29 protein-coding genes are annotated in these 25342 nt (G+C 62.2%); 17 read left to right on the top strand and 12 right to left on the bottom strand.

Features of this window, described 5'->3' with window-relative positions; all coding sequences use genetic code 11:
• Window positions 1-79 precede the first annotated feature (79 nt).
• Window positions 80-358 (top strand): cell division protein FtsB, encoded by a 279-nt coding sequence (ftsB, locus tag BN1188_RS09305; protein WP_040261116.1) that lies wholly within the window; start codon window positions 80-82, stop codon window positions 356-358.
• Window positions 355-1041 carry a 2-C-methyl-D-erythritol 4-phosphate cytidylyltransferase gene (gene ispD / locus BN1188_RS09300; RefSeq protein ID WP_040261115.1) on the top strand — a complete coding sequence of 229 codons (687 nt, stop codon included), beginning with the start codon at window positions 355-357 and terminating at the stop codon, window positions 1039-1041. Before ftsB ends, ispD begins: the two co-directional genes overlap by 4 nt.
• A gap of 14 nt (window positions 1042-1055) precedes the next feature.
• Here the strand turns inward: ispD and BN1188_RS09295 are convergent, their stop codons facing one another.
• Window positions 1056-1955: a LysR family transcriptional regulator gene (locus BN1188_RS09295; protein WP_040261114.1), complete on the bottom strand. Its 900-nt coding sequence runs from the start codon at window positions 1953-1955 to the stop codon at window positions 1056-1058.
• A 105-nt stretch (window positions 1956-2060) separates the two neighbouring features.
• On the opposite strand from BN1188_RS09295, the gene BN1188_RS09290 reads away from it, so the two are divergent.
• From BN1188_RS09290 to rpoS, 8 genes are all read left to right on the top strand, one after another.
• Window positions 2061-3173: an S-(hydroxymethyl)glutathione dehydrogenase/class III alcohol dehydrogenase gene (locus BN1188_RS09290; RefSeq protein ID WP_040261113.1), complete on the top strand. Its 1113-nt coding sequence runs from the start codon at window positions 2061-2063 to the stop codon at window positions 3171-3173.
• A 10-nt stretch (window positions 3174-3183) separates the two neighbouring features.
• Window positions 3184-4032 carry an S-formylglutathione hydrolase gene (fghA, locus tag BN1188_RS09285; RefSeq protein ID WP_040261112.1) on the top strand — a complete coding sequence of 283 codons (849 nt, stop codon included), beginning with the start codon at window positions 3184-3186 and terminating at the stop codon, window positions 4030-4032.
• 73 nt (window positions 4033-4105) lie between these two features.
• The gene (gene ispF / locus BN1188_RS09280; protein ID WP_040261111.1) at window positions 4106-4579 is read left to right on the top strand and encodes a 2-C-methyl-D-erythritol 2,4-cyclodiphosphate synthase; all 474 of its coding nucleotides are present in this window, start codon (window positions 4106-4108) and stop codon (window positions 4577-4579) included.
• Window positions 4576-5610: a tRNA pseudouridine(13) synthase TruD gene (gene truD / locus BN1188_RS09275; RefSeq protein WP_040261110.1), complete on the top strand. Its 1035-nt coding sequence runs from the start codon at window positions 4576-4578 to the stop codon at window positions 5608-5610. Before ispF ends, truD begins: the two co-directional genes overlap by 4 nt.
• A gap of 11 nt (window positions 5611-5621) precedes the next feature.
• The gene (gene surE, locus BN1188_RS09270) at window positions 5622-6371 is read left to right on the top strand and encodes a 5'/3'-nucleotidase SurE (RefSeq protein ID WP_040261109.1); all 750 of its coding nucleotides are present in this window, start codon (window positions 5622-5624) and stop codon (window positions 6369-6371) included.
• 38 nt (window positions 6372-6409) lie between these two features.
• The gene (locus tag BN1188_RS09265) at window positions 6410-7045 is read left to right on the top strand and encodes a protein-L-isoaspartate(D-aspartate) O-methyltransferase (RefSeq protein ID WP_187375321.1); all 636 of its coding nucleotides are present in this window, start codon (window positions 6410-6412) and stop codon (window positions 7043-7045) included.
• Between the two features lie 153 nt (window positions 7046-7198).
• A complete protein-coding gene (locus tag BN1188_RS09260) occupies window positions 7199-8077 on the top strand; it encodes a peptidoglycan DD-metalloendopeptidase family protein (RefSeq protein ID WP_040261448.1) in 879 nt (292 codons plus the stop codon).
• A 108-nt stretch (window positions 8078-8185) separates the two neighbouring features.
• Window positions 8186-9190, top strand: a complete 1005-nt coding sequence (gene rpoS, locus BN1188_RS09255; RefSeq protein WP_040261107.1) for an RNA polymerase sigma factor RpoS — start codon at window positions 8186-8188, stop codon at window positions 9188-9190.
• Between the two features lie 478 nt (window positions 9191-9668).
• Here rpoS and fdxA read toward each other — a convergent pair whose 3' ends face one another.
• The 3 genes from fdxA to BN1188_RS09240 form a co-directional block, all read right to left on the bottom strand.
• The gene (gene fdxA, locus BN1188_RS09250) at window positions 9669-9992 is read right to left on the bottom strand and encodes a ferredoxin FdxA (RefSeq protein ID WP_040261106.1); all 324 of its coding nucleotides are present in this window, start codon (window positions 9990-9992) and stop codon (window positions 9669-9671) included.
• Window positions 9993-10157: 165 nt separating this feature from the next.
• Entirely contained in the window at window positions 10158-12725 is a 2568-nt protein-coding gene (gene mutS / locus BN1188_RS09245) for a DNA mismatch repair protein MutS (protein ID WP_040261105.1), read from the bottom strand.
• Window positions 12726-12960: 235 nt separating this feature from the next.
• Window positions 12961-13296, bottom strand: coding sequence for a con-10 family general stress protein (locus BN1188_RS09240; RefSeq protein WP_040261104.1), 336 nt, complete (start codon window positions 13294-13296; stop codon window positions 12961-12963).
• A gap of 273 nt (window positions 13297-13569) precedes the next feature.
• On the opposite strand from BN1188_RS09240, the gene BN1188_RS09235 reads away from it, so the two are divergent.
• From BN1188_RS09235 to recX, 3 genes are all read left to right on the top strand, one after another.
• Window positions 13570-14070, top strand: coding sequence for a nicotinamide-nucleotide amidohydrolase family protein (locus BN1188_RS09235; RefSeq protein WP_040261103.1), 501 nt, complete (start codon window positions 13570-13572; stop codon window positions 14068-14070).
• A gap of 106 nt (window positions 14071-14176) precedes the next feature.
• Complete coding sequence (gene recA / locus BN1188_RS09230; RefSeq protein WP_040261102.1) at window positions 14177-15241, top strand: recombinase RecA; 1065 nt, start codon at window positions 14177-14179, stop codon at window positions 15239-15241.
• Between the two features lie 19 nt (window positions 15242-15260).
• Window positions 15261-15722: a recombination regulator RecX gene (gene recX, locus BN1188_RS09225; protein WP_040261101.1), complete on the top strand. Its 462-nt coding sequence runs from the start codon at window positions 15261-15263 to the stop codon at window positions 15720-15722.
• A gap of 40 nt (window positions 15723-15762) precedes the next feature.
• Here the strand turns inward: recX and BN1188_RS09220 are convergent, their stop codons facing one another.
• Window positions 15763-16836 carry an LOG family protein gene (locus BN1188_RS09220; RefSeq protein ID WP_040261447.1) on the bottom strand — a complete coding sequence of 358 codons (1074 nt, stop codon included), beginning with the start codon at window positions 16834-16836 and terminating at the stop codon, window positions 15763-15765.
• Between the two features lie 65 nt (window positions 16837-16901).
• Complete coding sequence (locus tag BN1188_RS09215) at window positions 16902-17315, bottom strand: PA3611 family quorum-sensing-regulated virulence factor (protein ID WP_040261100.1); 414 nt, start codon at window positions 17313-17315, stop codon at window positions 16902-16904.
• Between the two features lie 167 nt (window positions 17316-17482).
• On the opposite strand from BN1188_RS09215, the gene BN1188_RS09210 reads away from it, so the two are divergent.
• A complete protein-coding gene (locus BN1188_RS09210) occupies window positions 17483-18166 on the top strand; it encodes a tRNA-uridine aminocarboxypropyltransferase (RefSeq protein WP_040261099.1) in 684 nt (227 codons plus the stop codon).
• On the opposite strand, the gene BN1188_RS09205 is transcribed toward BN1188_RS09210, so the two are convergent.
• Window positions 18167-19057 (bottom strand): DMT family transporter, encoded by an 891-nt coding sequence (locus BN1188_RS09205; protein ID WP_040261098.1) that lies wholly within the window; start codon window positions 19055-19057, stop codon window positions 18167-18169.
• Between the two features lie 165 nt (window positions 19058-19222).
• Here BN1188_RS09205 and erdR point away from each other — a divergent pair, with 165 nt between their 5' ends.
• On the top strand, window positions 19223-19873 hold the full coding sequence (gene erdR, locus BN1188_RS09200; protein ID WP_040261097.1) for a response regulator transcription factor ErdR: 651 nt from the start codon (window positions 19223-19225) through the stop codon (window positions 19871-19873).
• 67 nt (window positions 19874-19940) lie between these two features.
• On the top strand, window positions 19941-20303 hold the full coding sequence (locus BN1188_RS09195; RefSeq protein WP_040261096.1) for a diacylglycerol kinase: 363 nt from the start codon (window positions 19941-19943) through the stop codon (window positions 20301-20303).
• 6 nt (window positions 20304-20309) lie between these two features.
• Here BN1188_RS09195 and BN1188_RS09190 read toward each other — a convergent pair whose 3' ends face one another.
• Entirely contained in the window at window positions 20310-21236 is a 927-nt protein-coding gene (locus BN1188_RS09190) for a LysR family transcriptional regulator (RefSeq protein WP_040261095.1), read from the bottom strand.
• Window positions 21237-21372: 136 nt separating this feature from the next.
• Here BN1188_RS09190 and fpr point away from each other — a divergent pair, with 136 nt between their 5' ends.
• On the top strand, window positions 21373-22152 hold the full coding sequence (fpr, locus tag BN1188_RS09185) for a ferredoxin-NADP reductase (protein ID WP_040261094.1): 780 nt from the start codon (window positions 21373-21375) through the stop codon (window positions 22150-22152).
• A 47-nt stretch (window positions 22153-22199) separates the two neighbouring features.
• Here the strand turns inward: fpr and tsaA are convergent, their stop codons facing one another.
• The 4 genes from tsaA to rimO form a co-directional block, all read right to left on the bottom strand.
• Window positions 22200-22895: a tRNA (N6-threonylcarbamoyladenosine(37)-N6)-methyltransferase TrmO gene (gene tsaA, locus BN1188_RS09180; protein WP_040261093.1), complete on the bottom strand. Its 696-nt coding sequence runs from the start codon at window positions 22893-22895 to the stop codon at window positions 22200-22202.
• A gap of 1 nt (window position 22896) precedes the next feature.
• Complete coding sequence (locus BN1188_RS09175; RefSeq protein WP_040261092.1) at window positions 22897-23358, bottom strand: YehS family protein; 462 nt, start codon at window positions 23356-23358, stop codon at window positions 22897-22899.
• 61 nt (window positions 23359-23419) lie between these two features.
• Entirely contained in the window at window positions 23420-23902 is a 483-nt protein-coding gene (locus tag BN1188_RS09170) for a GNAT family N-acetyltransferase (protein ID WP_040261091.1), read from the bottom strand.
• Window positions 23903-23951: 49 nt separating this feature from the next.
• A complete protein-coding gene (gene rimO / locus BN1188_RS09165; protein WP_040261090.1) occupies window positions 23952-25289 on the bottom strand; it encodes a 30S ribosomal protein S12 methylthiotransferase RimO in 1338 nt (445 codons plus the stop codon).
• Window positions 25290-25342: the final 53 nt, after the last annotated feature.

The raw sequence follows: 25342 nt of genomic DNA, 5'->3' as shown, positions 1-25342 counted from the left end.
TTTCCGGTATTCGGATCTGTTTCACACTGAGCCTGGCGCACGCTAGGCTCATTGCTATCTGGCAAGCCTGGATTCTTCGATGCGCAGTCCCTATTGGTTGTTCCTGGTTCTCATCCTCTTGCTGGCAGGGCTGCAGCATCGGCTGTGGGTCGGCTCGGGCAGCTTTGCCCAAGCCGCCGACCTCAAACAGCAAATCGCTGACCAGAAAGCCGAGAATGAACGGCTTCTGGAGCGTAACCGCGTACTCGATGCCGAAGTACTGGAACTCAAGAAAGGCATGGAAACCGTTGAAGAGCGTGCCCGCCACGAGCTGGGCATGGTCAAGGACGGCGAAACCCTTTACCAGATTACACAATGAACCCTTCCGTTCCTTTCTGGGTGGTGATCCCGGCCGCCGGTGTCGGCTCGCGCATGGGCGCCGACCGTCCGAAGCAATACCTCAGCCTGGCCGGCAAGACGCTGATCGAGCATACCCTCGAGTGCTTCCTTGGCCATCCTGACCTTCGTGGCCTGGTCGTCAGCCTGGCCGCCCAGGATCCCTGGTGGCCAGGCTTGGCCTGCGCCGGGCATCCCTCCATCCATCGCGCCGAAGGGGGCAAGGAGCGTTGCGATTCGGTGCTCGCCGCGCTGCTCAAACTCAATGAACTGGGCGCCGGTAGCCGTGACTGGGTCTTGGTCCACGACGCAGCGCGGCCCAATCTCGCGGCCAATGACCTTGAGCGGTTACTGAGCGAGCTGGCTCACGACGAGGTGGGAGGCCTGCTCGCCGTTCCTGCCAGGGATACCCTCAAGCGGGTGGATGCCACGGGCCGTGTGGCCGAGACGCTCGACCGTAGCCTGGTCTGGCATGCGTTCACCCCGCAGATGTTCCGGCTTGGCCCCCTTCAAAGGGCGCTGGCCGATGCGATGGTGGCCGGCGTGACCATTACCGACGAGGCCAGCGCCATGGAATGGGCGGGGCATGCGCCACGCCTGATCGAAGGGCGTGCCGACAACATCAAGGTCACCCGTCCCGAAGACTTGGCCTGGCTGAAGCGCTGAAGCGCTCCAAGCCCTCAAGGCGCCACGGCATAGGCCTCGCATTGGGCCAAACCTTGGCGCAGGTGTTCGATCAGCCCGCGTACCTTGGGCGAAAGATGACGCTGCTGCGGATACAGCGCCCACACAGCCGTGTTGGGGGGTTGATGGTGTTCAAGCAAGGATATCAGCGCGCCGCTGCGCAGGTGTTCCAGCACGTAGTAATCAGGAAGCTGGCACAAGCCCATTCCCTTGAGCGCGGCATCGAGAACCGCCTGGCCACTGTTGCATCGCCAGTTACCGCTGACCCGCACATTGATCTCCCTGGCTTCCTGCAGCATCTGCCATTGGTCTGAACTGCCCACCAGGCAGTTGTGCCGCGCCAGTTCCGAAAGGCTGTGCGGCCGCCCGTAGCGCTCCAGGTAAGCCGGTGAAGCGCAAAGATACATCCGGCGCGGAGCCAGGCGATGGGCAACCAGCCGGGAGTCCTGTAGGCGACCCAGCCGGATCGCCAGGTCCAGCCCTTCGTCGACCAGGTCCAGCGTTCGGTTGGTCAGTTCGATATCCAGCTGCAATCGGGGGTAACGCTGTTGATAGTCGCTGACCAGAGGCACGATGAAGCGCTCTCCATAGGCGACCGCGCAAGTCATGCGCAGCAGGCCCTTGGGCTCGCTGGCCAGGTCATGTACCGCGCGCAAAGCCTCGTCTCGGCCATCATGCAAGCGTCGGCAATGCTGCAGGAAGGTATGACCCGCCTCTGTCAGGCTGACTCGTCGGGTGCTGCGATAAAACAGACGAGCCTGGAGGCGATCTTCCAGCATCGCGACCTGGCGGCTGACATGGGACGAAGACACGCCCAGGGTTGATGCAGCGGCGCTGAACTGACCATGTTCGGCCACCGCTACGAATTCATCGATACCCTCCCAACCTGCGCTCACGATTATCCCTGACCTGCAATAATGTTTTCTGAAAGGACGGATTATCCCTGCATAGGGCCTGAATTACACTGTCCTCATCGTTGAAATTCGAATCGAGGAAGCCCCATGATCAAATCCCGTGCCGCTGTCGCCTTCGAAGCGAAAAAACCGCTGGAGATCGTCGAAATCGACGTCGCTCTGCCCAAGGCGGGTGAAGTCTTGCTGCGTGTGGTTGCTACCGGTGTTTGCCATACAGACGCCTATACCCTGTCCGGCGCGGATCCGGAAGGCATCTTCCCGTCCGTGCTGGGTCATGAAGGTGGCGCCATCGTCGAAGCGGTAGGCGAGGGGGTGACCTCGGTAGCGGTGGGTGATCATGTAATCCCGCTGTATACCCCAGAGTGCCGGCAATGCAAGTTCTGCCTTTCCGGCAAGACCAACCTCTGCCAGGCCATCCGTGGCACCCAGGGCAAGGGGTTGATGCCGGACGGTACCACGCGGTTCTCCTACCAGGGCAAGCCACTGTTCCACTACATGGGCACCTCTACCTTCTCCGAGTACACGGTGCTTCCGGAAATCTCAGTGGCTCGCATACCCAAGCAGGCGCCCCTGGAAAAAGTCTGCCTGCTGGGCTGCGGCGTAACCACGGGCATAGGCGCCGTGCTCAATACCGCCAAGGTCAAGCCAGGCGACACCGTAGCCATCTTCGGCCTGGGCGGCATTGGTCTGTCCGCCATCCTCGGAGCGGTCAAGGCCAAGGCCAGCCGCATCATCGCCGTGGACATCAACCCTACCAAGTTCGAGATCGCCCGCCAGCTGGGCGCCACCGACTGTGTAAATCCCAAGGATTACGACAAGCCGATCCAGGAGGTCATCGTGGACCTTACCGATGGCGGGGTGGATTTCTCCTTCGAGTGCGTGGGTAATGTTCAACTGATGCGCGCGGCTCTGGAGTGCTGCCACAAGGGTTGGGGTGAGTCGGTGATCATCGGAGTCGCCGGCGCTGGCCAAGAGATCGCCACCCGGCCTTTCCAACTGGTGACCGGGCGCGTCTGGCGCGGCAGTGCCTTCGGTGGCGTACGCGGTCGCACCGAATTGCCCAGCTACGTGGACATGGCTGAAAAGGGCGAAATCCCCCTGGATACCTTCATCACGCACACCATGCCCCTGGAAGACATCAACAAGGCCTTCGACCTGATGCATGAGGGCAAGAGCATTCGTAGCGTCGTCCACTTCTAAAGGAAACGCCATGAGCCTGGACAACCTTTCCTGTCAGAAAAGCTTCGGTGGCTGGCACAAGCGCTACAAGCACCGCTCCAATACCCTGGGCTGCGACATGGTGTTCGCGGTCTACCTGCCGCCCCAGGCCGAATCCGGCGGTCGCCTGCCTGTGCTGTACTGGCTGTCCGGGTTGACCTGCACCGACGAAAACTTCATGCACAAGGCCGGCGCTCATCGGGTGGCCGCCCAGCTGGGGCTTATACTCGTGACCTGCGATACCAGCCCTCGCGGCGCCGAAGTACCTGGGGACCCGGACGGCGCGTGGGATTTTGGCCTGGGCGCCGGTTTCTACCTCAACGCTACCCAGCCGCCTTATGCCCAGCATTACCGGATGCATGATTACGTCGTGCATGAACTGCCTGCCTTGATCGAGGCGCATTTTCCGGCCAATGGCCAACGGTCCATCGCGGGCCACTCGATGGGCGGCCACGGCGCGCTGGTCTGCGCGCTGCGCAACCCCGGTCGATATCGCGCCATTTCCGCGTTCTCTCCCATCAGCAACCCCATGAATTGCCCCTGGGGCGAGAAGGCGTTCAGTCGTTACCTGGGCGAGGACCGCAGCCGATGGCGCGAATGGGACAGTTGCGTGCTGCTGGGGCAGGCCCAGGAGCATCTGCCCTTGCTGGTGGACCAGGGCGACCGGGATGACTTCCTGAGCAGCCAGCTCAAACCCGAAGCCTTGCAGCAGGCCGCCGAGGCCGCCGGTTATCCACTGACTCTGCGCCTGCAGGCAGGCTATGACCACAGTTATTACTTCATCGCCAGCTTCATCGAAGACCACCTGCGCCATCATGCCCAGGCCCTGGCCGAAGGCTGAGCGGCGCCTGGCGGTGCCCAAGCGGCGCCAGCCAAGGTAGAATCGCGCCCTGATCAGAACAGGGCGTTTTTCTATGCGTATCGGCCACGGCTATGATGTCCACCGCTTCGGCGAAGGCAGTTTCATCACCCTCGGCGGGGTGCGCATCGCTCACCGAGCCGGCCTGGTAGCCCATTCCGACGGTGACGTACTGCTCCATGCGCTCAGTGACGCGCTGCTGGGCGCCGCCGCGCTGGGGGATATCGGCCAGCATTTTCCTGATACCGACCCTCGCTTCAAGGGTGCCGATAGCCGCGCGCTGCTCAGGCATATTGTAGAGCTCATTCACGGCAAGGGCTGGCGGGTGGCGAACGTCGACGCCACCATCGTGGCCCAGGCACCGAAGATGGCACCGCACATTTCCGGGATGCGCCAGTGCATCGCCGAAGACCTGCAAGTGGAACTCGACGCCGTCAACGTCAAGGCCACCACGACCGAAAAGCTAGGCTTCACCGGCCGCGAAGAAGGCATAGCCGTGCACGCCGTTGCACTGCTGATGGCCCTATGACCGAGGCTGAGCTGCTAGGCCCACGGGCCAACCAAAAGGTGCTGGGCACAGCCGTGCTCAAGGCCACGGCCGAGGATTTCCAGGTCAACGAGGTGCTGGACATTCCCTTGAGCGGGGAGGGCGAACATCTTTGGCTATGGGTGGAAAAACGCGAACTCAATACCGAGGAAGCTGCCCGGCGCCTGGCGAAGGCTGCCGGCGTGCCGCTCAAGGCCATCAGCTATGCCGGACTCAAAGACCGTCAGGCGCTGACACGGCAGTGGTTCAGCCTGCACCTGCCAGGCAAGGCCGACCCCGACCTGGCCTCGGCCCAGGATGCCAGCCTCGCTGTTCTGAAGGTCTGTCGTCACTCGCGCAAGCTGCAACGAGGCGCGCATTCAGCCAACGGCTTCTCGTTGCGGCTCACCGAGATGAAGGCCGATCCCGCCGCGGTTGAGCAACGGCTACAGGTATTGAAGGCTCAGGGCGTGCCCAACTATTTCGGCCTGCAGCGCTTCGGTCACGAAGGCGGCAACCTGGCGCAGGCGCGGCACTATGCTACAGAGGGCAAGCTGCCCGCGCAGCGCAATCTGCGTTCGCGTCTGCTATCCAGCGCCCGCAGCTATCTGTTCAACCAGGTGCTCGCTGAGCGGGTAGGCCAGGGCAGCTGGGAGCAGGCTCGGCCCGGAGATGTATTGGCCTTCACCGATAGCCGCAGCTTCTTCGCCGCCGGTCCGGCCGAGTGCAGCGACCCACGGCTGCGGGCCCTGGACCTGCATCCCACCGGGCCGCTGTTCGGTGGCGGCGCCAGCCCTGCCTCGGCCGCCACCCTGCTACTCGAAGAACAGGTCGCCGCTCGGGAGCCCCGGCTCTGCCATTGGCTTGCCGAGGCGGGCCTGGATCACGAACGGCGTATTCTGCGGCTGCCCATCCGGGATTTGTCGTGGCATTATCCCCAGCCTGACATTCTGCAACTGGATTTCATCCTGCCCACCGGATGCTTCGCCACTGCCGTGGTTCGTGAGCTGTTCGATCTGGTACCGGCGGGATAGACGGAAAGCCCATGCGTATCTTGATCTCCAATGACGACGGGGTCACAGCCCCCGGCATCGCCGCGCTGCATGCCGCCCTGGCGGATTTCGCCCAGTGCACGGTGATAGCGCCGGACCAGGACCGGAGCGGTTGCAGCAGCGCCTTGACCATTGACCGGCCGTTGCACCCCGTTGTGCTGGACAACGGCTTCATCAGCCTTGATGGTACTCCGGCCGATTGCGTGCACCTGGGGCTCAATGCCCTGATGGAAGACGCGGCGGACCTGGTGGTGTCAGGGATCAACCTGGGCGCCAACCTGGGCGACGACGTCATTTATTCCGGTACCGTGGCCGCTGCCTTGGAAGGGCGATTCAGCGGGCATACCGCCTTTGCCTTTTCACTGGCCTCGCGTCAGTTGGAGAACCTGCCTACAGCGGCCTGGTTCGCCCGCAAATTCATCGAGGCCCAGGCAGGCCTGGCATTGCCACCACGTACGTTGATCAACGTCAATGTGCCGAACCTGCCGCTCGAGGCGGTGCGCGGCATACGTCTGACCCGCCTGGGCCACCGCGCCCGCGCGGCGCGTCCCAGCCTGGTGGTGGACCCTCGCGGCAAGCCAGGCTACTGGATCGCGGCGGCGGGCGATGCCGAAGATGGTGGCGAGGGCACGGATTTCCATGCGGTGCTGCAAGGCTTCGTTTCAGTGACCCCGCTGCAGCTGGATCGCACCTTCTATCCCGCGTTCGAGGCGCTTGGGGCCTGGTTGGAGGAACTAGGGTGATGCGCGGCCAGGACGACCTGTTGCACCGGGGCATCGGCATGACCTCGCAGCGCACCCGAGAGCGGCTGATTGCCAGGCTGGTAGAGGAAGGCATCTGCAATTCCCAGGTGCTGGAGGTGATCCGCAAGACCCCCCGTCATCTGTTCGTGGACGAAGCGCTTGCCCACCGCGCCTACGAGGATACCGCGCTTCCCATCGGCAACAATCAGACCATTTCCCAGCCCTACATGGTCGCGCGCATGAGCGAACTGCTCCTGGCGGCAGGGCCTCTGGACAAGGTGCTGGAGATCGGTACCGGCTCGGGCTACCAGACCGCTGTGCTTTCCCAACTGGTCGAGCGCGTGTTCTCGGTGGAGCGCATCAAAGGACTGCAGGATCGCGCCAAGGAGCGCATGCAAGGCCTCAACCTGCGCAATGTGGTCTTCCGCTGGGGAGATGGCTGGGAAGGCTGGCCGGCCCTGGCGCCCTACAATGGCATCATCGTTACCGCTGTGGCCGCGGACGTTCCCCAGGCGTTGCTGGATCAACTGGCCCCCGGTGGGCGACTGGTGATACCGGTAGGCGCTGGGGATGTGCAGCAGTTGCTGCTCATTATTCGGGAAGAACACGGCTACGCGCGGCATACCTTGGGCGCAGTGCGTTTCGTTCCCTTGCTCAACGGCCCGCTGGCCTGACCGCGGGTTGGAATTCCGCGTCGCCTGACAGGTCAGAGATGGCTGTAGGTTTTCGCGGCATCTTTCTGTTTCATAATGGCTTTCCTGACCTGGCCATCGTTCAGGCTCGGTTATAATGCCGGCCGTTCATTCACCATCCAAAGGGAGCAACGGGTGAGTCTGATAGTAACTGGCCAGCGCTGTGGCGCGCGGTGGAAGGCACGCCTGCTCATCGGCCTGGCTGGCCTGGCCTTGCTGGCAGGCTGCTCGAGCACGCCCAGCAGTGGTGTGCGTGTAGTGGACCGAGCGGCTCAGCCGCAGCGTCCTCAGGTCACGACAGGGCAATATGTGGTCAAGCGCGGGGACACCCTCTATGCGATCGCCTTCCGGTATGGCTGGGACTACAAGGCCCTGGCAGCCCGTAATAACATTCCGCCACCCTATACCATTCGTCCGGGCCAGGCGCTGCGCTTCGACGGTGCATCAGGGGGCACCGCTGCGGTTACCAGCGCACCTGCAACTGTCGTGACTCGCAGTACCTCGACATCCTCTTCCAGCACCACAACCGTCATTCGTCGTCCAGTCGTCACTGCCACCCCCGCAACAGCGGGGGTTTCAGGCGCCGGCGCCGCTTCGCCAGGCGTTGCGGAACCTACTCCCGTCCCTGCTGGCGAAGTGGTGGCGGGCGGTTGGACCTGGCCTGCAAATGGCGTCTTGATAGGCAAATTCGCTTCAAACGGTAGTTTGAATAAAGGAATTGATATCGCGGGGGATTTGGGACAGCCTGTTTTCGCTGCGTCTGATGGATCCGTGGTGTACGCCGGGAGTGGACTTCGGGGCTACGGCGAGTTGGTGATCATCAAACACAGTGACACCTACGTGAGTGCCTATGGTCATAACCGTAGGCTATTGGTTCGGGAGGGGCAGCAAGTCAAAGCCGGGCAGACGATTGCCGAAATGGGCTCAACGGGGACGGATCGAGTAAAGCTGCACTTTGAGATTCGCCGTCAGGGCAAACCGGTAGACCCTATGCAATTTCTGCCGCGACGTTGATCGATGCTGCAGCCTGTCGCTGACCACGTAGTGGGGACAGGCTCCTGCGCAGCCATGGAAACCAGGCGCGCTTGGGCTTGAGGTCGAACTCAGCAAGGGACTATAACAATGGCTCTTAATAGAGAAGCGCCGGAGTTTGACATCGACGATGAGGTGCTGTTGGTCGAAACCGGCATCGTCCTGGACACGGCCATTGAAGAGGATACCCCGGTACCGGCGGTACGCCCCAAGGCCAGGCAGTCTTCCTCGCTCAAGCAGCACAAGTACATTGACTACACCCGCGCGCTTGATGCTACCCAACTCTATCTGAACGAAATCGGCTTCTCGCCGCTTCTTTCCCCCGAGGAAGAAGTCCACTTCGCCCGGCTCTCCCAGAAAGGTGACCCCGCCGGGCGCAAGCGAATGATCGAGAGCAACCTCAGGCTGGTGGTCAAGATTGCCCGTCGCTATGTCAATCGGGGGCTATCCCTGCTCGACCTGATCGAGGAGGGCAACCTCGGACTCATCCGGGCGGTGGAAAAGTTCGACCCCGAACGCGGCTTCCGTTTCTCAACCTACGCAACCTGGTGGATTCGCCAGACCATCGAGCGGGCGATCATGAACCAGACCCGCACCATCCGCCTGCCGATCCATGTGGTCAAGGAATTGAACGTCTATTTGCGCGCTGCTCGCGAACTGACGCAGAAGCTCGACCACGAGCCGTCCCCTGAAGAAATCGCCGCGCTGCTGGAAAAACCCGTGTGCGAGGTCAAGCGCATGCTCGGGCTGAACGAGCGCGTGTCCTCCGTGGATGTCTCCCTTGGCCCGGATTCGGACAAGACCCTACTCGATACCCTGACCGATGACCGCCCGACTGACCCTTGCGAACTCCTGCAGGACGACGACCTGTCGCAGAGCATCGACCAATGGCTCTCGGAACTCACTGATAAGCAGCGTGAGGTGGTAGTCCGTCGCTTCGGCCTCAGGGGTCATGAAAGCAGCACGCTGGAAGATGTGGGCCTGGAGATCGGACTCACTCGGGAAAGGGTGCGGCAGATCCAGGTGGAAGGGCTCAAGCGGCTGCGGGAAATACTCGAGCGCAATGGCCTTTCCAGCGAGTCTCTTTTCCAGTAGCACGCTCGCCTGCGACAACAAAGCCCGAAGCTTTGCTTCGGGCTTTGTTTTGCCCAATTGAAAAGCGACAGGAGCTGTTTTGCCCCCGGCATCGTGGCGAGGTCCGGTGAAGCGTGACTACAGTTTGGGTAGGAAAATGCTTACATCTAACGTAAGCAAACGCCATCTCAACTTGTGAAAAACTTCTTTAATGAACTAAGCGAATTCTTAATCCGTTGAAAAATCGGCGTTTTATTGTTGTAACACCTTGAACTCGGTCTTTTTTTGAAAAACTGGGTGGCTTGCCTGGCAGGCTCAAGGCCCTATTATTGGAACTGTGTCTAGGGACAGACACAGGCCGCCAGGAAGGTAGCCAGGACATCGCATGATGCGATTCATCAGGACGATGTAGGAAGCACAAGGACCAGGGACGACGATACGGGGGGGGTTAACCCCCCCTTTTTATTGCCTGCGAGAAAACCAGTAGCCAGTGCCTGCGTCAGCGCACCAGGTCCTTGATCTTGCCCTTCACCCCATCGAATTCCTCGGCTTCCGGCAGGGCGTCCTTACGCTCGGTGATGTTCGGCCATACCTCTGCCAACTCGGCGTTCAACGCAATGAATTCCTGCATGTCGTCCGGCACTTCGTCTTCGGAGAAGATGGCCTGGGCGGGGCATTCGGGTTCGCACAAGGCGCAATCGATGCATTCATCCGGGTGAATCACCAGGAAGTTCGGGCCTTCGTAAAAGCAATCCACCGGACACACTTCTACGCAGTCGGTGTACTTGCACTTGATGCAGTTGTCGGTGACGACGAAGGTCATTTCACTCTCTCTCCTCAGGCGGCTGTCTCGGGCCCCACGGCTGGGCCCGGGCAGGTTCGGGGTGCTGGTCTGGCGCCAGGCTGATCGCCACAAGCGGCCCGCGCGGGCCACTGACGGTGGACTTCCCAAACCGCGCGGGATTCTATCAGCTTGATGGGCTGCGCGTTAGACCCGGTTCTTCAATGTATAGAGCAGCTCCAGTGCCGCGCGGGGTGTGAGGCTATCCACATCGAGCTTGGCCAGTTCATCGAGCACCGGGTGAGGCAGTTGCGCAAAAAGGTCACTCTGGTGCGGCACCTGGGCCTTCCCTGGCTTGCGGTTGACAGGCTCCTTGGGCAGGCTGGCGGTTTCCAGCCGAGCCAGGTGATCCCGGGCGCGCTGGATCACCGCGGCGGGCACGCCTGCCAGCTGTGCCACCGCCAGCCCATAGCTCTGGCTGGCCGGCCCTGGCAGCACATGGTGCAGGAACACGATGCGCTCATTGTGCTCGGTAGCATTGAGGTGCACGTTGGTTACCACTGGCTCGCTCTCCGGCAGCACCGTGAGCTCGAAATAGTGAGTGGCGAACAGGGTGAATGCCTTGAGCTGAGCCAGTCTTTCAGCCGCGGCCCAGGCCAGGGACAAGCCGTCGAAGGTGCTGGTGCCTCGGCCGACCTCGTCCATCAGCACCAAGCTGGCATCCGTGGCGTTATGCAGGATATTGGCGGTCTCGCTCATCTCCACCATGAAGGTCGAACGTCCACCGGCCAGGTCGTCGCTCGAGCCGATGCGGGTGAAGATGCGGTCTACCAGTGACAGCTCGCAGCGTGCCGCGGGCACGAAGGCGCCGATATGAGCCAGCAGTACGATCAGCGCTGTCTGCCGCATGTAAGTGGACTTACCACCCATGTTCGGGCCGGTGATCACCAGCATCCGTGTCTGGTTGTCCAGGGTCAGGTCATTGGCTACGAACGGCGTGGTCAGCACTTGTTCCACGACAGGGTGGCGCCCCTGGTCGATGCGGATGCACGGCTCATCGACGAAGCTGGGGCAGTTCAGGTCCAGGGTCAGGGCACGCTCGGCCAGATTGCTCAGCACATCCAGCTCCGCCAGGGCCGCCGCGGTGTCCTGCAGGGGCGCCAAGTGGCCGATCAGGGTTTCCAGCAGCGCCTCGTAGAGCATTTTCTCCCGAGCCAGCGCCCGGGTTTTCGCGGACAGGGCCTTGTCTTCGAAAGCCTTGAGCTCCGGGGTGATGAAGCGTTCCGCGCCCTTGAGCGTCTGCCGGCGAATGTAGTCGCCCGGGGCCTGTTCGGCCTGCTTGCTGGGCAATTCGATGAAGTAACCGTGCACCCGGTTGTAGCCGACCTTGAGATTGGCCAGGCCGGTACGGGCCTTTTCCCGTGCTTCCAGATCGATCAGGAACTGCCCGGCGTTTTCGCTCAGCGCAAGCAGTTCGTCCAGCTCCGGATCGTAGCCGGCCTTGAGCACTCCGCCATCGCGAATTACCGCTGGCGGCGTGTCGATGACGGCTCGTTCGAGCAACGACGCCAGTTCAGGGTAGGTGCCGGCAATGGTCGCCAATTGCGCCAGATGTGGCGCCTCCAGATCAGCCATGTGGTTCTGCAGTTCGGGCAAGGCGGCCAGGGCGTCGCGCAGCCGCGCCAGGTCCCGGGGACGAGCATTGCGCAGGCCGATGCGCGCCAGGATACGTTCCAGGTCGCCTATGTCCTTGAGCCGCGGCTGCAAGCCCTCGAAGCGATAGTTTTCCAGCAGGCAGGCGATGGAACGCTGGCGAGCGTTGAGTACCTTGAGGTCGCGCAGCGGGCGGTTCAGCCAGCGGGTGAGCAGGCGGCTGCCCATGGCCGTCTGGCAGCGGTCCAGCACTGATTGCAAGGTGTTGTCGCGACCACCGCTGAGGTTGACGTCCAGTTCTAGGTTGCGCCGCGTAGCGGCATCCAGCACCACGGTGTCGTCCAGTCGTTCATGCCGTAGGCTGCGTAGGTGGGGCAGAGCGGTGCGCTGGGTTTCGCGCGCATAGGCCAGCAGGCAGCCAGCGGCGCCAATGGCCAGGGTCAGTTGCTCACAGCCAAAGCCTTTGAGGTCCTGGGTGCCGAACTGCTGGCATAACAGCTTCCTAGCGGTGTCGCGCTCGAATTCCCAGGGTGCGCGTCGGCGCGAGCCCCGGCGCTTTTCCGCGGGCAGCCCCTGGGGCCAGTCGTCGGGAATCAGCAGCTCGACCGGGTTGATCCGCTCCAGTTCGGCCAGCAGGTGCTCCCAACCTTTGAGTTCCTGCACGATGAACTGGCCGCTGGTGATATCCAGCACAGCCAGCCCGAACAGGCGCTCATCGCCAAGCAGGGCAGCGATCAGATTGTCGCGGCGCTCATCGAGCAAGGCTTCGTCGCTCACCGTTCCAGGCGTGATGATCCGTACCACCTGCCGCTCTACTGGCCCCTTGCTGGTAGCCGGGTCGCCGATCTGTTCGCAAATGACGACCGATTCCCCCAACTTGACCAGCTTGGCCAGGTAGCCTTCGGCCGCGTGATACGGGATACCGCACATGGGAATGGACTGCCCGGCGGACTGACCACGCGCGGTCAGGGTGATATCCAGCAGCTTGGCCGCTTTCTTGGCATCTTCGTAGAAGATTTCGTAGAAGTCGCCCATGCGATAGAACATGAGCTGATCTGGATGCTGATGCTTGAGCTTCCAGTACTGCTGCATCATCGGGGTATGGTTGGACAGGTCAGACATTCAGGGGCTTGGCTCGGCTACGTTCAACATGGGGCGAAGCCGCCCATGGTACTAGGTTTTCACCTGGTCATTGAATGCCGATACGGGCTCAGGCATGAACGCGTCTGCAAAGAAAGGGCTGGCCGACGCTATCCGGGCATTGGAAGCCGTTGACTCATGCCTTGGTTAGGGCGGGGTCAGAGAGGAGCCCGGCAAGGCCGGGCTCGCGCTCATGGCTCAGGCAAGTCGCCCGGCCTCATTCCTGGTTGCGATTGCCGCCGCCGCTGTTCTGGCCGCCCTTGCGCCCGGCCTCGCTGGCTTTCTCGCGATCGTTGGCGAAGTTGCCGCCGCTGTTCTGGCTGCCGCCTCCGCTTTTCTGGTTATTGCCGCCGCTGTTCTGACCGCCCTTGCTGCCGGCTTCGCTGGCGCGCTCGCGGTCATTGGCGAAGTTGCCACCGCTGTTCTGGCCACCCTTGCTGCCGATTTCCTGATAGAACTCGCTGCCGTGGGATTCGGCCGTGGCTTGGCCCCCTTTACGACCAGCTTCTTCCACGGTCATCTTGCCTTGTTGCTTATCTTGTTTGTCGGTCATGATCCTTACTCCTCAGGGGTTAGTTTAGGTCACGCATTGAATGTGACTGGGCCTAGGCCGGCGGGCTCCCCTGGCGCGACGAAACGCGAGAGCTTTTCAGGCTCGAAACTGTGGCATTCTGGCTTAAAGGACCGATTCAACCATGGCGGCATTCTTTAGTCTTCCAGATGCCGACCTTTGTCATCCCTGGTTGCGCATGGACGCTGGACAGCGAGCCGCGAGCGTTGGAAAGTCCCTGTGCAACTTGCCCTCTGCCCACTCGAGGTTTCCTCCATGGATGAAATAACCCATCTGGCCACTACCCTTGGCCAACGCCTGCTGGCACTGGATGCATCGGTCACTACGGCCGAGTCCTGTACCGGTGGCGGTATTGCCGAAGCGATCACCCGTGTGGCCGGAAGCTCATCCTGGTTCGAGGCTGGGTTCGTCACCTATTCGAACCGGCAGAAGCAATTGCAGTTGGGCGTTGCCGCGTCCGTGTTCGATCGGGTGGGAGCGGTCAGCGAGGAGGTGGTCATCGCCATGGCGCGCGGCGCGGCGGCCAGGGCCGAAGCTCGCTTTGCCGTGGCCGTGAGCGGTATCGCCGGCCCGGGTGGCGGCTCGCAGGCCAAGCCTGTGGGCACGGTCTGGCTGGCCTGGGCCGATGGCGGGGCAGTCTTTGCCGCGCGGCGTCAGTTTCCCGGTAATCGACAGGCTGTAAGGGAGCAAACCGTCGTCGCCGCGCTCCAAGGATTACTGGCCTTGGCCAATGGAGAAAAACCCGTTCAGGGGTAGGCGGCCGTCATAAGGCGTGTATAATACTGTCTACTTATACAGTAATTGGCCAGATGCAGGCCGCGCTTCGCGCGCTGTGGGCCTTGTCGAAATCGTGAGGATATCTATGGACGACAACAAGAAGCGTGCCTTGGCTGCGGCCTTGGGTCAGATCGAGCGTCAGTTCGGCAAGGGAGCCGTGATGCGCATGGGTGACCATGAACGGTCAGCCATCCCGGCCATTTCCACCGGCTCGCTCGGCCTGGACATCGCGCTGGGCATCGGCGGCCTGCCAAAGGGCCGTATAGTTGAAATCTACGGGCCTGAGTCGTCCGGTAAAACCACCCTGACCCTGTCGGTCATCGCCCAGGCCCAGCGCGCCGGCGCCACCTGCGCCTTCGTCGACGCCGAGCATGCGCTGGACCCGGAATACGCCGGCAAGTTGGGCGTCAATGTCGACGATCTCCTGGTGTCGCAGCCGGACACCGGTGAGCAGGCGCTGGAAATCACCGATATGCTGGTGCGGTCCAACGCGGTGGACGTGATCATCGTCGACTCCGTGGCGGCTCTTGTGCCCAAGGCGGAAATCGAAGGCGAAATGGGCGACATGCACGTGGGCTTGCAGGCTCGCCTGATGTCCCAGGCCCTTCGCAAGATCACCGGTAACATCAAGACCGCCAATTGCCTGGTGATCTTCATCAACCAGATCCGCATGAAGATCGGTGTCATGTTCGGTAGCCCGGAAACCACCACTGGTGGTAACGCGCTGAAATTCTACGCATCGGTTCGTCTGGATATCCGTCGCACTGGCTCGGTGAAGGAAGGCGACGATATCGTTGGTAGCGAAACCCGCGTCAAGGTGGTCAAGAACAAGGTGTCGCCGCCATTCCGCCAGGCCGAGTTCCAGATTCTGTACGGCAAGGGCATCTACCTGAACGGCGAGATCATCGACCTTGGCGTTGCCAACGGGCTGATCGACAAATCCGGCGCCTGGTATGCGTACCAGGGCAACAAGATCGGCCAGGGCAAGGCCAACGCTGCCAAGTACCTGGAAGAGAATCCGGAAGTGAAGGCCGCGTTGGAAAAGCAGATCCGCGACAAGCTGTTGAGCGCGGCGCCTGCGCCTTCGCCTGAAGCCAAGCGCGGTGCCGTGGCTGCGGATGAAGCGGTCGATGCCGAAAGCGACTTCTGACCTGTTCTGGCGGCTGTGAATGGCAACCTTGGTGCTTGATACCCCTGTTGCCGTCCGCCGAGCCGCCATGGATTTGCTTGCGCGGCGTGAGCACGGGCGCGTTGAGTTGGAGCGCAAGCTCCGGCAAAAAGGCGCGCCCGCTGAGCTGATCGCTGGTGCTCTGGATCGGTTGGCCGAAGAAGGTTTGCTCTCGGAGGCCCGTTACCTGGAAAGCTTCATCAGTTATCGGGCGCGTTCGGGTCATGGGCCCGCCCGTATCCGCGAGGAGTTGACGCAGCGAGGTCTTCAACGCAGTGATGTGGAACAGGCACTGCGCGAAAGCGCGCTGGATTGGCCCGCATTGCTGCGTGATCTCTGGGAACGCAAGTTCGATGGTCGCGCGCCAAGCGATGCCAAGGAACGGGCGCGGCAGACTCGATACCTGCTCTACCGGGGCTATTCCATGGACATGGTCGGCCGCCTCTTGAGCGGGCGAGATTGACAGTGGGGCTGGGCGCCAAGGCGTCCGGCCCCCTTTCATATCAGGGCCTGGCCCAGTTTTCCTGTTGGTTGATGAAGTTCACCAGTTCCCGCAATCGCCCCTGGCCGCGCCTGATGAAGCTGAATACCAGGCGAGTCAGATGTGCCAGTTCGGGCTCGTCAGCGGTTTCATGGGTCGGCTCGAACTGCGCGAACTCACCCTCGAGCTTGAGGTCGGCAAAATCTTCTTCCAGACGCGCGAGGGCATTCGGCGTCAGTGGATGATGCATGCGGATGATGAACTGCTGGTTGAGCCAACGAGAAGAGTGGAAGTTGGCGTAGAACTGGCTGATTTCTTCCACGGCATCCTGGGCGCTGTGCACTAGTTTCATCAGTTTCAGGTCGCTGGGAAGGATGTACCGGTTCGATTCCAGCTGGCGCTGCACGAAGCCCAGGGCGTCCTGCCAGAAGGTGCCGCCGGGTGCATCCAGCAATACCACGGGCACCAGGGGGCTTTTGCCTGTCTGGATCAGCGTTATCACCTCGAGCGCTTCGTCCAGGGTGCCGAAACCGCCTGGGCACAGCACGATAGCGTCGGCCTCCTTCACGAAGAAAAGCTTGCGCACAAAGAAGAAATGAAACGACAACAGGCGCTCGGACCCATGAATAGTGGGGTTGGCCTGTTGTTCGAAAGGCAAGGTGATGTTGAAGCCCAGACTGTGCTCAGCTCCTGCACCCTCATGGGCGGCCGCCATTACCCCACCGCCACCTCCGGTGATAACCATGAAGCCATCTCGTGCCAAGGCAGCGCCCAACTCACGAGCGAGGGCATACACGGGATGTTCCCATGGTGTACGCGCCGAGCCGAAAACCGTGACCTTGCGGCGCCCCTGATGAGGTTCCAGGGCGCGGAAAGCCTTGTCCAGTTCGCGCACGGTCTGCAAGGTGATCTTGGCATGCCACCGGCTGCGATCCTCATGGGCCATGCGCAGCGCGGTCAATATCATGTCCCGATAAAAGCCGGTGTTGGGGCTGCCCGGCGCCAGGCGAGCCAACTGGGCATCGACCTGCTCGAGCAGGGTAGGGTCAAGCTCCGTAAGGTGCTGGCCCAGGGTTGTGTCGTGCTGGTAGGGCATTGAACCTCTCCTTGGTGGGAAAGCGACGGCCCCGCAGAGGCGCCGCTACCCTGGATGGGAACAGCTCAGGGCTTGAGACCACAATCAGCGGCGGTGTACCTGTGAGTGGCGACCGGCTTCCTGGCCTTGGTATTCTCTACGAAGTCATAGCGCATCACCGCGCCGCTGCGCATCAGGTCGACATAGCCTTTGTTGCGGCAAACGCTGGCGCCCAGCTGAAGATAAACATCCTGGGGATTCTGGCGCATCTGCTCGGCATAGCTTGGGCGCACGGCCAGGTGGTCGACCAGCTCGTTACCCTGCACGGTATAGCCCAGGTCGAGGATGTCTTCGTTCAGGGCGCGGGGCGTACCGACACTGCTTTCCCGGGCTACGTTCTGGAGCTTCTTGCTAAGCCCGAACTCCTGTAGCGAAGCAGCCTGGACCATGCCCAGGGGCAGCGCCATTAGCAGGGAAAGAGCGATGGTGAAGCGTGGCATGAAACCTCCTCAGTCGAATGTCGCCCAGGGCGCAAGCCCGTTGGACCGGTGCGAACCGGCCATGTTCCAGCCCAGGGCCCGGGCAGTATATACGCTGTACGACCGGCCACGCCGACGATCAAAAGCCGGTGGTAGAATGCGCGCTTTCTCCCCGCCTTGGCCGTACCATGTCCCACGCCGTTTTTCACCTGCGCGCCGAACGCCTGGCGCGCAGCACTCGCCCTTTCATCGCCCGGGGCTCGAAGAGCGCCCGATGCCCGCGTTGCCGTGTGATCCCCAGTCATTGCATCTGTGCGCTTCGCCCCTGGGTGCAGGCTCAGGCGGCGGTGTGCCTGCTCATGCATGACGTTGAAGCCCTTAAGCCCACCAACACCGGTTGGCTGATCGCCGATGTGGTGCCGGATACCTTCGCCTTTGGCTGGCAACGCACGGAAGCGGACCCCAGGTTGCTCGCCCTGCTGGCCGACCCGGCCTATCAGCCCTACCTGGTGTTCCCGGGTGAGTTCGTTGAACCCAAGAGCCGTGTGCTCAGCCAGGTGGAACCACTGAACGGCAAGCGCCCGCTGTTCGTGCTGCTGGATGCGACCTGGACCGAAGCGCGCAAGATGTTTCGGAAAAGCCCTTACTTGGACGGCTTTCCGGTACTGAGCCTGGCGCCTGAGGAAATTTCCCGCTACCGCTTGCGTCGCTCGCGACGGGACGACCACTTCTGCACGGCAGAGGTGGCCGCCATGTGCCTGGCGTTGGCGGGAGATGAGCCAGCCGCCCAGGCGTTGGACGGCTGGCTGGACAGGTTCAGCACGCACTATCTGGCAGCCAAGCGTAACTTGCCCAGGCCAGGAGATGGCTGATCAGGCGATAGCGGCGCGGGCGCGGGAGGGCCACAACTGGGCAGTGAGCATCCCCGCCAGCATCACGGCGCATCCCAGGTAACCGCGCGGCGTCAGCACCTCACCGAGCAGGAGGGTGGCAGCCATGGCCGCGAAGACGGCTTCGAGGGAAAAGATGATGGCCGCATGGGATGCGATGGCATGGCGCTGGGCGACCACTTGCAAGGTGTACCCAAGCGCCGCGGCCACCATGCCGCCGTACGCCACGGCTGGCAGGGCGGCCAGGATAGCGTCCGCGGCAAGAGGTTCGAAGGCCAGCGCCAGGGCCAGGCTGAACAGCGCGCAGACCAGGAACTGAATGCAAGCCAGTTGGACCACGTTATGGTGTCGGGCGAATTGGCCTACCAGCAGCACATGACCGGCCCAGACGAACGCGCCCGCCAGTTGCAGCCAGTCCCCGGGGGCGACCTGGAAGTGTTCATTGACACTGAGCAGGTACATCCCCACCACGGCCATGGCTGCTCCTAGCCAGGTACCGGCGCCGGTGCGATGACCCAGGAACAGGCCGACCACGGGAACGACTATGACGTAGAGGCCAGTGATGAACCCGGCGTTGGTCACGGTGGTGAACTGCAGGCCGAATTGCTGCAGGTTGATGCCCACGGCCAGGGCCAGGCCCATGGCGGTGCCTGCCCTCCAGTGACCACTGGACGCCGGGGCCGGGTTCGGCCGTTGGCGCAGCGACCAGCACAACAAGGGCAGCAGGCAGAGCGCGCCGAGGGCAAAGCGCAGCCCTGAATAGAGGAATGGGCCAATATGTTCCATGCCAGCGGTCTGTGCCACGAAACCCGAGCCCCAGATCAGGGCGGTCAGTAGCATGAGAAGGTCGGCCCGCAGGGCATTGGCTTGCATCGTATTCGTCCTTGGCAATATCCGGAGCGCGGACTGTGCCCCAATGCAGGCAACTTGACCACCCCGGCTGGCCTCGGCATGCTTGGCCCCGGTTCAGCCGCGGCGAAATGTCACGCCGCTGACGGCCTCCGGGCCGCCCTTGCCCGTTCATACAGGACGCCTCCGATGGCCAGCCACCACCATATCCTGATCGCTGATGATCACCCGCTGTTTCGCAGCGCGTTGAGCCAGGCCTTGACCCTGGCCTTCGGCGAAGAGGTCAGCGTGCGTGAGGCCGATAGCATTGCCCAATTGGAGGCGCGATTGGCAGACAAGTGCGACTGGGACCTGGTGTTGCTGGACCTGAACATGCCCGGTGCCTATGGCCTTTCCGGGCTAGTGCTGCTACGTGGGCAATATCCACAGGTACCGGTGGTGATGATTTCCGCCCAGGACGACGCAACCGTGGTAGTGAAGGCACGGGAGTTCGGCGCCAGCGGCTTCATTCCCAAATCCAGCCCGCTGGAAGCCATCCAGGCCGCAGTGCAGGCGGTGTTGGAGGGGGATGACTGGTGGCCGCCACAAGCCTTCGAGGTGGTGGAAGTGACGCCGCAGGCGCGGGCGGCCGGCGAGGGGCTGGCCAGCCTGACGCCACAGCAGTTTCGCGTATTGACCATGGTATGCGAGGGCCTTCTGAACAAGCAGATCGCCTTCGAGCTGAACGTTTCCGAAGCCACGATCAAGGCTCACGTTACCGCCATTTTTCGCAAGCTGGGCGTGCGCACCCGTACTCAGGCAGCGCTGTTGCTGCAACAGCTGGCCACTGTCAGCGTTTAAGGAAGGACAGCTGCAACCGGCGAGGCGATCAGGTAAGGTGCAGCACCAAAATTCCAGGGCCCGACCCATGTCCCCTTTCAAAGGCCAGCGTGGCCTCAAGCGTATCTTCAATGCCGCGGGCTATTCCCTGGACGGGCTGCGCGCCGCCTTTACCGGCGAAGCCGCGTTCCGCCAGCTGGTACTACTCAATGTGCTGCTCATTCCACTGAGCTTTTTCCTGCATGTCAGCCGGGTAGAGCACGCGGTATTGGTAATGGCATGCCTGCTGGCGTTGATCGTCGAGTTGATCAATTCCGCCATCGAGGCCACGGTCGATCGCATTTCCCTGGAGCGTCACCCATTGTCCAAGAACGCCAAGGACATGGGCAGCGCCGCGCAATTGATCGCTCTGAGCATGATCGCCGTCGTCTGGGCCATCGTGCTGCTTTGACCCGGTTCACGCCACGGGCTGCAGCACGATCTCATCGCTGCGCCGAACCCCGGCGGTAAAGGTGCGGCACAATTCGAGGAACTCCCGCATGGCGCAGGTCTGGTATTTCTGCTTGTGCCAGATGAAGAAGAACTGGCGCGCCAGGTCAAGCTCCGGCGTGGCGATGTAGACCAGGCTGCCGCGGCGTACCGCGTCGCGCAGGGCCAGGCGCGATACGCAGCCAATACCGAGGCCGGACTCCACCGCGCGCTTGATCGCCTCGGTATGCTCCAGTTCCAGGCGCACATTGAGCATCGAACGATGATGACGCATGGCCTGGTCGAAGGTCAGGCGCGTGCCAGAGCCCTGCTCGCGCAATATCCAGGCTTCGTTGACCAGCTCCTCGAGACTTGCCTGGCCTTTGCTGGCCAGCGGGTGGGAAGGAGAACAAAACACCGCCAGTTCGTCTTCCACCCAAGGTTGAACAGCGATGTCGCCGTGGTGACAGTCGCCCTCGATCAGCCCCAGGTCCAGTTCGTGCTGAGCCACCTGCTGCACGATATGCGCGGTGTTATGGACGTGGAGCTTCACCTGGCTTTCCGGATGCCGTTGCATGAAGCTGCCGATCAGCAGGGTCGCCAGGTAGTTGCCGATGGTCAGGGTCGCGCCCACGGCCAGGGAGCCGAAGCCGGATTTGCCATTGAGCAGGTCTTCGATCTCCTTTGCCTGGTCCAGCAAGGCAACGGCCTTGGGAAGCAACTGATGCCCCAAGGCGTTCAGGCTCAGACGCTTGCCCGCACGATCGAACAACTGGCAACTGGACTGCCGCTCCAGCTCGGTGATGGAGGTACTGGCAGCAGACTGGGACAGTGCCAGCAGGGACGCTGCGCGGGAGACGCTTTCCTGCTGGGCCACCGCTACGAAAACCTGAAGCTGACGCAAGGTGAATCGCATATCTATATAACCGATTAGGTATATCTTGATAATTCATTTAACAGATATTGTGGCGCGATCTAGAATACGGCGCAATCATGCCGCGTCGTCGGCGCCTGCCAGCCAGGGTACCGAGTTTTCAGGAGCCTTTCTTTCAATGAGCAACTTCAACCACGAGCGCGTGCTCAGTGTTCATCACTGGAACGATACCCTGTTCAGTTTCAAGTGCACCCGCGACCCGGGCCTGCGTTTCGAAAACGGGCAGTTCGTGATGATCGGCCTGCAGCAGCCCAACGGTCGTCCTCTGATGCGTGCCTACTCCATCGCCAGCCCGAACTGGGAGGAGCATCTGGAGTTCTTCAGCATCAAGGTGCCGGACGGCCCGCTCACCTCGCAGTTGCAGCACCTGAAGGAAGGCGACGAGATCATCATCAGCAAGAAGCCCACCGGCACGCTGGTGCTCGACGACCTCAAGCCGGGCAAGCACCTGTATCTGCTCAGTACCGGGACTGGCCTGGCGCCCTTCATGAGCGTTATCCAGGATCCGGAAACCTACGAGCGTTTCGAGAAGGTCATTCTGGTACATGGCGTGCGCTACACCAATGAAGTCGCCTACCATGAGTTCATCACCGAGCACCTGCCGCAGAACGAGTTCTTCGGCGAAGGCGTGCGCGACAAGCTGATCTACTACCCCACCGTGACCCGCGAGCCCTTCCGCAACCAGGGGCGCCTCACCGACCTGATGCGCAGCGGCAAGCTGTTCGCGGATATCGGCCTGCCGCCGATCAACCCGCAGGATGACCGCGCCATGATCTGCGGCAGCCCAAGCATGCTGGATGAAACCAGTGCCGTGCTGGACAGCTTCGGCCTGCAGGTGTCGCCGCGCATGCGCGAGCCGGGTGATTACCTGATCGAGCGGGCCTTCGTCGAGAAATAATCGGCGCTGGCTCATGAAGCCGCCCCGCGTCATGCCGGGCGGCTTTTTCATGCCTGGACGAACACCTCCAGCACGCGGATGCTTGCCGGGGTGGGGTAATGCCAGCGCACCTCGACATCCCAGAGCTTCACGCCGTAGGTGCGCTCGGGGCTGGGTACCTGATAAGCAGGGCGCGGGTCCTGCCCCAGGCATTGCTCGATCAGCGCCACCAGGGGCTCGTCAAGGCGAAGGGCGTGTGACCGCGCCTCTGCCAGCGCTGCGCTGGCCCAGTCTACCGGCAGCAGGGCTGGCGGCGCCTCGGCAATGGCGTTGGTCGCTCCGGGAACCTGGTCCGCGTAGGGAACATAAGGCTTGATGTCGAGCACCGGCGTACCGTCGAGCAGGTCAAGGCCTGATAGCCATAGCTTGCCGGGCTCGATGCGGTCCAGCCTTACCACCGACTGACCGATCCCGTTGGGGCGGTGGGTAGCGCGGCTGGCGAAAACGCCGATGCTGCGGTTCCCCCCCAGCCTGGGCGGGCGCACTTTCAACCGTGGCTCGGTGTCCAGAGCCTGATGGAAAATGAACAGCAACCAGACATGGCTGACCCCTTCAAGCCCTTGCACGGCTTCGGCACGGTCGAAGGGCGGCGACAACTCCAGGCAGCCGCGGGCGGCCGGGGCCAGGGCGGGCTGGCGCGGAATGGCGAATTTTTCCTTGAAGCACGACCGTACATGGCCGACCGGAACGACGCTATAAGCCATGTCAGGGACGCAGCCGAGCCGTCAGGCCTTTGAGGAAGTTACGCAGCAGCTGGTCGCCACAGGGCCGATAGTTGTTATGGCCCTGTTTGCGGAACAATGCACTGAGCTCCGGTTTCGAGACAGGGAAGTCGACGCCGGCCAGGATGTCCCGGATGTCGTCTTCCCGAAGTTCGAAGGCCACGCGCAGCTTCTTCAGAATGTCATTGTTTGTCACCGGCAACTGCAAGGGCTGGGGCGGACGACTGTCGTCTCGCCCGCGGCGGTGAATGACCAGCCCGTCGAGAAAATGGCCCATGACCGCGTCCGGGCAGCGGGTGAAGCCGGCTTCCTCTTCTTTCTTGAGATAGCTGCGTACCGCTTCGATAGGCACGTTGAGGCCACCCAGCTGGATAATGTCCACCAGCTTGCCATCACCGATGTTGAGCAGGTAGCGCAAGCTGCGCAGCACGTCGTTGTGAATCATGGATCTTCAGGCCTTGAGCGCGAACAAAGCGCATAGTGTACCTGCCGTCGCCAGCCGCTGCTCATGCCGAGCGCGCAGGACGCATGGCCAGGCGCAGATGGAGAAGCGGATAGGGCTGGCCCATGCCGTCCACGTCGCTGCGGCCTACCACTTCGAAGCCTTCATGCAGGTAGAACCCCAGGGCCTGGATATTCTGTTCGTTCACATCCAGTCCCCGGGCATTGAAGTGTTCCACGGTGTACCACAGCAGGCGCTTGCCCAGCCCTATGCCGCGTTGGGCTGGGTCAATGAAGAGCATTTCGACGCGCCCTGCGGCCACCCCGGCAAAGCCTGCGATCCGGCGCCTGGCGTCCCGGATGCAGACCAGCATCACCGCGTCCAGATAGCGCTCGGCCATGATCACTCTGAGCTCGACGATGTAGGCATCGGGGAGAAAGTCATGGGTAGCCCGCACCGAGGCTTCCCAGACCCTGAGCAGGTCCGGGTATTCGGCGCGGCTGGGGGTGCCTATGGTGAAGGCTGCTGGGGCAAAGGCTGCTGGCATGCTGGGTGTCTCCTTGACAGGTGCCAGCAACACTATAGCCCGCGTCGTTCTAGAGCGCCGTCGCCCAAAGGTCGTATTCATCGGCTTCGGTGATGCGGCAAAGCACCTTGTCACCGGGGCGCAGCGGCCGTTCGCCGTCCACGTACACGTTGCCGTCGATTTCCGGGGCATCATAGAAGCAGCGGCCAATGGCGCCGTCTTCGTCCACCTCGTCGATCAACACCTCGATTTCCTTGCCCACGCGGGCTTGCAGGCGCGCGGCGCTGATGGCCTGCTGGTGGGCCATGAAGCGCTCCCAGCGCTCCTGCTTGATGTCGTCCGGCACCGGCTCGGCCAGGAGATTGGCGGGTGCGCCCTCGACCGGCGAATACTGGAAGCAGCCGACACGATCCAGCTGGGCTTCGGTGAGCCAGTCGAGCAGATACTGGAAATCCTCCTCGGTTTCGCCTGGGAAGCCCACGATGAAGGTCGAACGAATGACCAGCTCCGGACAGATCTCTCGCCATTGCTTGATGCGGGCCAGGGTCTTGTCTTCGAAGGCCGGCCGCTTCATGGCCTTGAGCACCTTGGGGCTGGCGTGTTGGAAGGGGATGTCCAGGTACGGCAGGATCTTGCCAGCTGCCATCAGGGGGATCAGCTCATCCACATGAGGGTAGGGGTATACATAGTGAAGACGCACCCAGACACCCAGGGTCGAAAGGGCTTCGCACAGCTCGGTCATGCGGGTTTTCACCGGCTGGCCGTTCCAGAACCCGGTGCGGTACTTCACGTCCACGCCATAGGCGCTGGTGTCCTGGGAGATCACCAGCAGTTCCTTCACGCCCGCCTTGACCAGGCGCTGGGCCTCGTCCAGCACGTCACCCACGGGCCGGCTGACCAGCTTGCCGCGCATGGAAGGGATGATGCAGAAGCTGCAGCTGTGGTTGCAGCCTTCGGAAATCTTCAGGTACGCATAATGACGTGGAGTCAGCTTGATGCCCTGAGGCGGCACCAGGTCGATCAGCGGATTATGGTCCTGCCGGGGCGGCACCACTTCATGCACCGCGGTGACCACCTGCTCGTATTGCTGCGGCCCTGTCACCGCCAGCACACTGGGATGCACGTCACGGATGGCGCTTTCCTCCACGCCCATGCAGCCGGTGACGATCACGCGGCCATTCTCGGCGATGGCTTCGCCAATCACTTCGAGCGATTCGGCCTTGGCACTGTCTATAAAGCCACAGGTGTTGACCACCACCACGTCGGCGTCCTGGTAAGTGGGAACGACCTCGTAGCCTTCCATGCGCAGTTGGGTCAGGATCCGCTCCGAATCGACCAGGGCCTTGGGGCAGCCCAGTGAAACGAAGCCGACCTTTGGAGTGGCGGCGGGCGGAGTGACAGTAGACATGACTAACCTCGGTGTGGGGCAAGGCCGTGGCCGGGCCCAGGTGCGCGCTGAGC

This window comes from Pseudomonas massiliensis, assembly GCF_000826105.1.
Taxonomy (GTDB): domain Bacteria; phylum Pseudomonadota; class Gammaproteobacteria; order Pseudomonadales; family Pseudomonadaceae; genus Aquipseudomonas; species Aquipseudomonas massiliensis.
The sequence above is the reverse complement of the archived record's forward strand: the minus strand, read 5'-3'. Positions and strand labels throughout refer to the sequence as shown.